General features: G+C 62.6%; 3 protein-coding genes and 1 CRISPR repeat array. Of the genes, 1 reads left to right on the top strand and 2 read right to left on the bottom strand.

Annotation, left to right across the window (positions count from 1 at the left end; genetic code table 11):
- Positions 1-116: 116 nt before the first annotated feature.
- Positions 117-3,002, bottom strand: a complete 2,886-nt coding sequence (locus tag CZ338_RS04740) for a vWA domain-containing protein (RefSeq protein ID WP_087117130.1) — start codon at positions 3,000-3,002, stop codon at positions 117-119.
- Between the two features lie 23 nt (positions 3,003-3,025).
- Entirely contained in the window at positions 3,026-3,721 is a 696-nt protein-coding gene (locus tag CZ338_RS04735; protein WP_143341255.1) for a hypothetical protein, read from the bottom strand.
- 303 nt (positions 3,722-4,024) lie between these two features.
- Positions 4,025-8,141: a CRISPR direct-repeat array (repeat unit 29 nt; unit sequence GGGCTCATCCCCGCTCACGCGGGGAGCAC).
- 299 nt (positions 8,142-8,440) lie between these two features.
- Between CZ338_RS04735 and CZ338_RS04730 the strand changes: the two genes are divergently transcribed.
- Positions 8,441-11,254: a CRISPR-associated helicase/endonuclease Cas3 gene (locus tag CZ338_RS04730; protein WP_087117128.1), complete on the top strand. Its 2,814-nt coding sequence runs from the start codon at positions 8,441-8,443 to the stop codon at positions 11,252-11,254.
- The last annotated feature ends 41 nt before the right edge of the window (positions 11,255-11,295 follow it).

Genomic DNA, 11,295 nt, shown 5'->3' with positions numbered 1-11,295 from the left:
AATTCAGCTTCAATCTTCCGGTGAAGCCGTTGGACAGATCTATTGCTATGTGGTTTTGGCTCAATCATGGCCGCAGCGCGGTGCACCCGCATCCCGGCCAGACGATTCAGTCGAGATTATTGCGGCGGCGGGCCCCACGGGCTCGACTGCGGGCCCGGGCTCGGAGGTCCCCACGGGGAGGACGGTCCCGCGCCCCCGGACTCTCCACCACCGGCCGGGCCGGAGGGACCAGCGGGCGGATTCCAGCCGGTACCGCCGGTGTTAGGGGCGCCTCCGGCTGGACCGGCTTGACCCGGGTTTCCTACGGGGCCGGTAGTTCCGCCTGGCTGGAAGCCCGGGTTCGGGCCGCCGGTCTGCGGCGGAACCCAGCCTGCACCAGCTGAGGAGGCCGCCTCGCTCGGCGGGGCAAAGCCCCCACCCTGATCGGTATAACCGGGGTGACCGGGGGCGGGCTCAGCGGAGGGAAGGCGGTCCACCAGGGCATCCGCAAGCGCGGGTGCTTCTGCGGCAATTTGGTCCTGCAGCTGCTCTTGCGCGGCGGGTGCGAGCGGGATGCGCGGGAAGGCCACGACTTCGAGGTCGTCCACGGACTGAGTCGGTGCGTGAACGAACCAGGAGTCCTGGACTGCGAGCGGAAGCACAGCATGACCGTCCTTTTCCGCACCGTCACCGGCAATCGACGGGGTGGCTACGATGACATTCGCCGCCGACAGCGGGTTGATGGAGAAACTCTCCACATTGGCCTGTGCACGGCCAGCCTGGACCGAACGCGGGCCCGGACGCATCTGGCGCTGCGCGGCATCCGTCGGATCAATCTGTGGACGCTGCTGGCCGTCGAAGGTCCATGCCCCGCCCGCGCCGCGGCTCATGCGCAACACCACCGGGCCCACCGGCGGATCATTCGGGATCTTAGATGTCAGGTATCGCACAAGGTAGAGCAACAGCAACGGAAGCAGCAGCCCCAACAGGAGCGCCAGGGTGAACGCCACTGCGGCGATGCCCTTGGACACCGGCACCTTTGAATCGATGCGGGTGGCCACATCCACGACACGCTCCTCGCCACCCTTCTCATCGGCGATGTGGACCGGCAAAGTGCCGTTGGCAATCAACTGGGCGCGCTCCTCGAACGTGAACTTCAGCGGAAGTTCCGCCGTTTCGCCGCGCCCCACGGAAAGAGCGGAATCCTTCGAGTTGTGCTCCGAATCGACCGTCACGGCCCCCAGATCCTCCATCCCGTGCTCGACTTTCTGGCCACCGTCAACCCAGACGCGGCCCGGGCCGGACACAGGAACGTTCACAGTGACGTCACCACCCTCAGTGGTCACGTCGATCTGGCCGGGAAGCTGCGGCAAGTTTTGCACCGCCACGCTCACAGCACTATCACCCTGCAGCGGGGACAAGGTGGTGCCGGGCTTACCGTCTTTGCCTGCGGTAGTGATAGTCACTTCCGCAGTGACACGGCCGGAAGCAGGGGCATCCGGAATCTTCGATGCCGGGATCTCCGCACGTCCGGACGAGAAGTCCGCCTTTTCCTCGAGAACGACCGGCTTACCGCCGCCGCTGGGCACGAACTCGACCTTGCCCGTCGCATTGCCTTCCGGATCGACGACCTTGCCGTCTGAACTGGTGAGTTCGGCCACGAGCTTGCCGTCGTCCATGACCTTCAGGTCTTTCTGAGGTCCCTCCGCCCCTGCGGCCTTGAAGCCGACATTGAGCTCCGGCACCATCTCGACGAGGACGGCGACCTGGCCGTTCTTCAACGCTTCGGGGGCGACGTCGATAAAGCGCATGGACCACTCGCCCGCCCAGTTCTTGTCCCCTGTCTTGTTCAGAGATCCCTCGGTGCTCTGCACCGCCTCATTGCGGGCTTCCCACGACAGCTTTCCGTCGCCGGCGTTCTTTTCCCCGGTTCCGGTCATGACCACTTTGTCGCCGTTTGGCGCCGTCATCTCCAGCTTTGCGTCGGGGCCGAGATCGTCGCGGCCGACGGCGCTGAAGCGCACGGATGTGATCGAGTTGTCCAGCACGAACTTGAACGGCTTGTCCGCAGTAACGGTGTCACCAATGGATCCGCCGGTGTCCAGTGCGGAACGGAATGCCGCGAAGAGGTCACCTACTTTGTTCGCCGGGTAGAACGCACCGTTGCGAGGCTGGTCACCGCAGCTGGTGGCACCGCCCTTGCCCTCGGTGATCGCCTGGAACATGTCGAAGTTCTCGTTGATCTCGGGGTTGGTCAGCCCGATACCCACGTGGGTGATGCCCGCGGCACGCAACCGGTCAGCGACACCGTTCGGCCGGCAGAGGTTATCCTCCGCGGCCGCATCATCGGCTGTGGCCAGCTTGCCGTCGGTGAATGTGACCAGCAAACGGCAGGGATCCTCACCCGGCGCACCCAGAAGGTCCTGGCTCGCGCCTTCAAGAGCGACGTTGTGGTCGGTGCCCTGGGTTTCCTCAGTGCGGTTTTCAAACGCCCGGATCTGTTTCAGCACGTCGTCTTGGCTCTCGGCGGTCAGCTCAGTCCAGCCTTCGTAGCCTTCACCCGGGTTATTGATGTCGTTCTTATAGGTGGTACCGAACCCGGCGATCTTGATGTTGGTGGTCAGCTGCTGGTCCTGGCTCTTCTGCAGCAAGACTTTGGCGAAGTCTTCGGCGGCCGGAATACGGAAACTGTCCGGGTCCGCACCCGGCTTGCCGTCAATCTTCTTCCCCTCGACCCAACGGTTGCTTAGACTGTTCGTCTCGTCCATGAGCAGCAGCACGTCGAGCTCGTTGCCTCGGGCCATGCAGGCACCCAACTTGCCCAGCGGGTTGTCTCCACCTGCAGCCGGGGCTTCCTTCGGCGGGGTGGCCGGCTTCTCCGGGGCGGGTTGCGGCGGCTTCGGCGGCTGTTGTGCGGCGGCATCCGCACCGAAGGCGCCCATGGCGCTGGTTCCCAGAGCGATCATGGCGGCGGCGCTGACCGCGGTTGCGCGGCGGGTAATGGTCGCGATTGTGTTCTTCATGTTTCCTGTTCTCCTCGCGGCGCCTAGAGCCTGCCTGCCCACAGGGCAATGCACAGCGACGACAAAATGATGGCGATGAACAACACCGCCAAGGTGACCCAGTACAGTCCCTGCTTCCATCCAACGATGGAGTACATGCCGTTTGCGCGGCGGCGCGTGTCCTCGGAGAAGTAGAAGGCCAGGGAGGACACACCGATTAGACCCGACAGCGCCCACGCACCGAAAGCCATGCCCGCATAAGTGCCGGAAACCGGCGAGATGCTGCCCACGAGCAGGATGATCGTGATCACCAGCGCGGCGACACCGAGAACCAGCCCCGGGATTAGCCTCGTTGCCGGTGCGGACGACGGCTCACGCGATGCCGCTCCCGCTCCCCCACTTGGAGCAACAGGGCTGGACGTCCCCGGTACCCGGCCGGTGTAACCCTCCCCCTGGGCATTCGCAGCTGCGAACGGGTCGGACGGCCGATCGAAAGATTCGGTCGTTGCCTCCGGCGCACCCCACGGCGAGGTCTGCGGCGACGACTGCTGCGCGCCACCGAACGGAGACTGGCCCCCGCCGAAATCCTGACCGCCCTGGACCGGATTGCCCCACGGCGAATTCCCTTGCGACGGCGCGGTGGGAGCACCGGACCCCCACACACTTGATCCTCCCGTACCTGGGCTTCCCGGTCCCGGTTGCGGGAATCCGCCGCCGAACGGTGGCTGCTGGTTGGTCATTGATGCCTCCTCTACAAAGCACTGAACCGCGCAAACGACCCCGGGCCGCGAAGAGGCACCGGGGTGGATTCACGCGGGCAGCGCACGTCCGTTTCGTACTTTACCGAGATCTCAGGGATCGGCAGGGCAAACGGATGAGAAGATGGGTATAGGGATCGTGCCCCCAGAAACCTCAGAGGCATCCCGCACCGCTCCAGAAAGTGCGGGAGGGAAAGCCCCTGGACGCGCGTCTAGTCTGGACGACGCAGTGCTTTGTTGGCAAAGAACATGCCCATCATCAAGGCCAGCGATGACGGTGTCACGGGGCTCATCCCCGCTCAAGCGGGGAGCACGTCTCCGGCGACAACGTCCGCTACCACCGCGAAGGCTCATCCCCGCTCACGCGGGGAGCACAGCGACGAACAACCGTAGAACATGTAGCCCATGGGCTCATCCCCGCTCACGCGGGGAGCACGACGTAGCTCATTTCTGGGTGTACGCGTAACGGGGCTCATCCCCGCTCACGCGGGGAGCACCTGTTTCCCCAGGTCGAATGTTACCAACAGATGGGCTCATCCCCGCTCACGCGGGGAGCACTCGGACGAGGTGCAGCTGGCGCATGTGCTGGCGGGCTCATTCCCGCTCACGCGGGGAGCACTCCATCCCGTCGCTTCTCTCATCAATGGGGATCGGCTCATCCCCGCTCACGCGGGGAGCACGCCGACGGTGTCCGCAACGCGATCCAGCCCCTGGGCTCATCCCCGCTCACGCGGGGAGCACAAGCACCAAAAATTATCGGATTGTCATATGTAGGGCTCATCCCCGCTCACGCGGGGAGCACTCGGGCTACTTGATCTTGTGCTTGCGGATCTTGGGCTCATCCCCGCTCACGCGGGGAGCACAACTGGGTGGTTCGGTTCGCTGTTCGGGAATTGGGCTCATCCCCGCTCACGCGGGGAGCACTCAAGCTGGGTGGTATCCAGAAGCACCTTTGGGGGCTCATCCCCGCTCACGCGGGGAGCACGCCCTCGGCAACTTAGCGCAAGCCCCCGGAAGGGGCTCATCCCCGCTCACGCGGGGAGCACGTTGAGTGGGGTGCCATCAGCCTTTATGAATGGGGCTCATCCCCGCTCACGCGGGGAGCACTCGGTATTCGCGTGGCGGGTTGGTCTGGGGGAGGGCTCATCCCCGCTCACGCGGGGAGCACTCAAGCTGGGTGGTATCCAGAAGCACCTTTGGGGGCTCATCCCCGCTCACGCGGGGAGCACTCGGTATTCGCGTGGCGGGTTGGTCTGGGGGAGGGCTCATCCCCGCTCACGCGGGGAGCACCTACGAGAAAAACTCGCCCAAGCAGGCCAATGGGGCTCATCCCCGCTCACGCGGGGAGCACGGGCGGCTACCAGTAGCGCTGCACGTATGCGAGGGCTCATCCCCGCTCACGCGGGGAGCACGTGCCGTTAATGTCAACGATTTCCTGGTTGCGGGGCTCATCCCCGCTCACGCGGGGAGCACGTGATCGGCCAGTCTTCGCCGGGTCCGCCACTGGGCTCATCCCCGCTCACGCGGGGAGCACGAATAGTTCGGCGGGCAGTCCCAGGCGGGCTAGGGCTCATCCCCGCTCACGCGGGGAGCACAACTGGGATTCACTCTGCGGGGTCTGTTACATGGGCTCATCCCCGCTCACGCGGGGAGCACTTCGTGAACACGTATTCGTCCGCGCCGGACAGGGGCTCATCCCCGCTCACGCGGGGAGCACTCGACAGCTAAAAGACGAGTTACCCCCGCTTTGGGCTCATCCCCGCTCACGCGGGGAGCACGACGAGGCGGCGCAGCGTACCGCAGGCCGGGAGGGCTCATCCCCGCTCACGCGGGGAGCACTGACGGCTTGAATACCAAGTTGCGTCGCGGGGGGGCTCATCCCCGCTCACGCGGGGAGCACACACGCGCGAGCTTTTTCTCGGCGTCAGCGACCGGCTCATCCCCGCTCACGCGGGGAGCACTGGGTACGACTCGACTAGTCCACAGGGCGGTGGGGCTCATCCCCGCTCACGCGGGGAGCACAGATCCTCGCTGAGACTGCCAGTATCTTCGGCCGGCTCATCCCCGCTCACGCGGGGAGCACGCTAGTTATGGTTCGTGTTTCTGGTGCGTTGCGGGCTCATCCCCGCTCACGCGGGGAGCACCGGTTCCGGTTGGTTCGTCTCCGTTCCGCTTGGGGCTCATCCCCGCTCACGCGGGGAGCACGCGTTTCTTGGCGTCCTTTTCGTCGGCGTGCGCGGCTCATCCCCGCTCACGCGGGGAGCACAAACACAGGTTCTAGTTCGGCTTGCACCTCGACGGCTCATCCCCGCTCACGCGGGGAGCACAAACACAGGTTCTAGTTCGGCTTGCACCTCGACGGCTCATCCCCGCTCACGCGGGGAGCACGTGGTGACCGACGAGAAGCAACGCCGCGACGCAGGCTCATCCCCGCTCACGCGGGGAGCACGGCCGCCCTCTCCTGCTCCTGGTCCGCGTTGCGGGCTCATCCCCGCTCACGCGGGGAGCACCAGTTCGAGCTTGTCCTCGTATGTCCACCCGCCGGCTCATCCCCGCTCACGCGGGGAGCACAGCTCAAACGTGGTTCCGGCCGGATGATCCACGGGCTCATCCCCGCTCACGCGGGGAGCACCGTCGGAGTCGGAGGGGGTGGTGGCTGCTCGTGGGCTCATCCCCGCTCACGCGGGGAGCACCATGTCCTTGGAGTATGACCGGTTCCGGCGCGGGGCTCATCCCCGCTCACGCGGGGAGCACTTGCCCCTCGCGCACCTTTTGGCCGGGGGTGACGGCTCATCCCCGCTCACGCGGGGAGCACTTTCTGTGTTGGCCGGTGTGGCAGCACCGGGTGGGCTCATCCCCGCTCACGCGGGGAGCACTCAGTCTCCCTACGGAATTTACTGTTCAGTGCGGGCTCATCCCCGCTCACGCGGGGAGCACGCGGACTTCTCCGGTGCTTTCATCGGGCGGGAGGGCTCATCCCCGCTCACGCGGGGAGCACTTTGTTGCGGTGTTTGGCGTTTTCCTCGCGCAGGGCTCATCCCCGCTCACGCGGGGAGCACTCGCAGGCGCTTTCGACACCTTGTCGGTGGTGGGGCTCATCCCCGCTCACGCGGGGAGCACATCAAGACCGGGTGGGATTTCCTGGTGACCGCGGGCTCATCCCCGCTCACGCGGGGAGCACTGGCCGATGGACCAGCCGGGGTACTGATCCGCGGGCTCATCCCCGCTCACGCGGGGAGCACCGTAAGTCGACTCTGATTGTTGCGCTCCAGGGGGGCTCATCCCCGCTCACGCGGGGAGCACGCTAACACTGACCCGGCGCGCACCACCCGGTGGGGCTCATCCCCGCTCACGCGGGGAGCACTTGGTAGACCGCCAAACCGACGAATCCACCCAAGGCTCATCCCCGCTCACGCGGGGAGCACGCCACAACGCCGTAGCCCCAGCCATTGATCTTGGGCTCATCCCCGCTCACGCGGGGAGCACTGGCAGCTCATGGGCTCCTCCTTGGTCTCGTGGGGCTCATCCCCGCTCACGCGGGGAGCACCTGCAGTCCCGTGGCATCCCGGTCCTCGAAATGGGCTCATCCCCGCTCACGCGGGGAGCACTCGCGGATCGCGTTGAATGCGGGCATCACGGCGGGCTCATCCCCGCTCACGCGGGGAGCACCTGTCCACCCTGGTTGCTGCTGGGTTGTCGGCGGGCTCATCCCCGCTCACGCGGGGAGCACGCGATCTCCTCCATCACAATGGCCTGCCCCTGGGGCTCATCCCCGCTCACGCGGGGAGCACCGGTCTCGTGTTTCGGGCAACACGGTCACGGTGGGCTCATCCCCGCTCACGCGGGGAGCACGATTTCACAGCGTTCCAGATGGTCGGGAGGTTGGGCTCATCCCCGCTCACGCGGGGAGCACGTGGCCACGTTCTCCGCAGGGGTGCCCGGGGCGGGCTCATCCCCGCTCACGCGGGGAGCACCGAATCTTGAACTACCTGTTCGATAACAACGGGGGCTCATCCCCGCTCACGCGGGGAGCACTGGCAAGACGCAGCCTGCTCCTGGGCTGCTGAAGGCTCATCCCCGCTCACGCGGGGAGCACGATTTTCGTGTGGGGGATGTGGTCACGGTTGAGGGCTCATCCCCGCTCACGCGGGGAGCACATCACAGTATCGCAATGGGTGACCTGCAATTCCGGCTCATCCCCGCTCACGCGGGGAGCACGGCCGGGCCTCATCGGCGAAATGCCAGGCGCGGGGCTCATCCCCGCTCACGCGGGGAGCACAACCGTCCTGTTGAAGAGCTTGGGCAGTCGTTGGGCTCATCCCCGCTCACGCGGGGAGCACACCGAGTCCGTGTCGAAGGCGGAATCCGAACTCGGGCTCATCCCCGCTCACGCGGGGAGCACCCTTCCCAGCCTGCGGAAAGGATGGCTGTCCACTCATTGAAGGGACAACTTTCGAACCCGAATTGATGGTACCCCGCTTACGCGGGGAAGTGAGCCAATCGCACAAAAACAAAGGCTCATCCCCATTAGATGGGGATGAGCTAACCGTAGGTGAATAGAGGTTGTTATAACTAAATAACCCGGCCCAGGAATTATCTTAAGTTGTTCTTGTGAGATACCTAAGATTAAGTTTCTTGAGGTACATTAAAGTCAGACGTAAGCGATCCAAGCGACAGAACCTTTTCAATAAGGAGTAGATCATGAGGGAGCGACACAGCAGACCGTTTCTCGAACAATCCGTTCGAGAGGACGCGCTTGCTCCAAGCTTCAGCGAGCAAGCTCGGGCACTGTGGGCAAAGTCAGGGGATGAGAACGGCTACCTCAATCTTCCGCAGCACCTCATGGATACAGCCGGAGTGGCGGGGGCCGTCTATGACACTTGGGTTGCAGAACCACTCAAGCAACAACTGGCCGACGGTTTAGGGATCACCAAGAACCAGGTCCGGAACCTGTACATCTGGCTAGCGGGCACGCACGACGCAGGCAAGGCCTGCTTAAAATTCCAGACCCAACTGGAAAAGAGAGGTGGATTCGAGCATCTCATCTCAAACCTGACTGATGCTGGTCTGCCGCTTCGGACCAGTGGCTTAGAAAAAGGCCGCAAGAAAATGCCTCACGGCATCTGCTCAGGGATCCTGATTGCAAATTGGCTCATGGATAAAGGGTTTGACTACCCCACCGCAGAACGACTTGCTGCCGTGGCAGACGCCCACCACGGCGTTTCATCCGCAGACGGCGAAAAGGAACACATCGAAACCATTCTGAGCATCTATTCGCAGGAATGGCAGGATGTGCAATACGAACTACTGGACGTCATGGCCGATGTCACTGATATCGAGCCCACTCTTGAAGCATTGAAAGATGGCTCATACCCGGACCCCGCGGTGATACAGCTACTCACTGGTCTCGTTGTCATTGCAGATTGGATCGCATCGAATCCTGATGCCTTTCCCATGATGGTCTCCGCAGACCAAGATGAACGAGTTCGCTCCGGAATGCAATCCACTGATTTAACACGTCCATGGAACGGGGCGTCGGTAGAAGATGACGTCGATAAGCATTATCGAAACTCCTTCAACTGGCCGGAGAACTTCCGTGCGAGAAGTGTCCAGGCAGCCATGGCTGAGGCAGGGAAATCAGTGACTGGCCCCTCACTGATCGTCCTTGAAGCAGAAACCGGAGTGGGCAAAACAGAAGCCGCCCTTGCCACTGCGCACATCATCGCAAACGCCACTCAATCGCAGGGAATCTACTTTGCGGCACCAACGATGGCCACCGCGAATGGCTTGCTCGAACGGACAATCACTTGGGCCAAGAACGTCACAGATCCAGAAACTGTGTCATCGCTATATCTCGCCCACTCGAAGAATCAACTGTCCCAGCCATATCAGCAACTGCGCTTCAAAGGGATCGGCGAGGACAGTGCTGCCGGCGGGAATGTCATCGCAAGTTCTTGGATGAGCGGACGCCGCCGCGGGCTGCTCTCAAATGTGGTTGTGGGAACCGTAGACCAGGTACTCATGATGGCATTGCGACAGCGTTATTCCATGCTGCGGCACGTCGCCCTAGCTGGAAAAATCATCATCTTCGATGAGGTCCACGCGTACGACACGTATACCTCTGACTATCTTGAGACGACGCTTGAGTGGCTTGCCAAGTACGGCGCGACAGTCATCATGATGTCAGCCACTCTCCCACCGGATCGACGCAATTCACTGGTCAAAGCATTCACTGGTCGGGACATCGTCAACCCGTCTGATGCATATCCGCTCATCACCGTGGCGTCTCAAACTGATCAGCAGAGCATCACTCCCGAGCCCAGCCCCACGAACCTCGAAGCCTTGATCGAGGTGATCGACGACTCACTCAGTGAGCTCCAGAAACACATTGATACGTTGCTGGATGATGGTGGAGTAGCCCTTATCATCTGCAACACCATCGCCCGAGCACAAGACACATATCGTGCCTTCAAGCTCTCCCACCCCGACGAGGTTGAACTACACCACGCTGGATTTATGGCCTGGGAGCGCTCCGCAAAAGAAGACCGCCTGCGCGAAGAACTCGGACCAGATGCTCACCGCGATGAAGGCAGGCCATACCGCAAAATCGTGGTAGCTACCCAAGTTGCCGAACAAAGTCTGGACATCGACGCTGACGTCCTGGTCACAGACATCGCACCCATGGATCTCATAATTCAACGTATTGGACGTCTACACCGCCACGACCGTCCGGAAGCTGACCGCCCATCACACGTACGTGAACCAAAAGTACTGGTTCGCGGCATCGAGTCACTTACCCCTCATCCGGTGCTCGATTCAGGCGCGGAAGCCATCTACGGCTTAAAGGTCTTACTTTCAACCATTCATCACCTGCCCACTACCTTTAAGAGGCCGGATGACGTAGCAGCACTTGTACGCAATGTTTATGCACCCGAACAGGACCTGCCAAGCGAATGGGCGGAGGAATGGGAAAAGGCATTAATCGCGGACAGTGCACGGGTAAAGACGGCACATGCAAGATCGAAGAGCTTCCGCATCAAACCCCCCGATGAGTGCAACCGGTTAGGTGACCTCTTCGGCGATCTCGAACAAGCCACTGTCACCCTTGGGGATGACGAAATGGGTGCTGCACAGGTACGCGACACAGAACCAACGGTCGAAGTCATTCCGATTACCGGTGACGAGCAGGAGTATGTCCCCTTAGGCACCGATTGGGTGATCACCGGCGACCCAGACCTGAGCTATCGCCAAGCATTCCACCTGGCTTCAAGTGCCGTCCGCCTCCCAACGCGCATTACTCGGTACGACGCAGATTTTGAGGATGTGGTTGGCACACTCGAACAACTCACGCCCACGGCATGGAACAAGCACTACTTACTCAAAGGACAGCTCGCACTGCCCTTAGACGAGGCAGGTGAAGCCGCCCTTGGGCGGTTCAGAATTCGATATACCTCAGAACTTGGAATCGAAATCCTGAGCGATAAACCCAGTAATGATGTCACACACGATCCCTAATATCGAAGAAAAATCCATTACCCACCAAAAGTAGAAAGGAG

It is taken from the genome of Corynebacterium urinipleomorphum (assembly GCF_900155535.1).
In the GTDB taxonomy this organism is placed as follows: domain Bacteria; phylum Actinomycetota; class Actinomycetes; order Mycobacteriales; family Mycobacteriaceae; genus Corynebacterium; species Corynebacterium urinipleomorphum.
The sequence above is the reverse complement of the archived record's forward strand: the minus strand, read 5'-3'. Positions and strand labels throughout refer to the sequence as shown.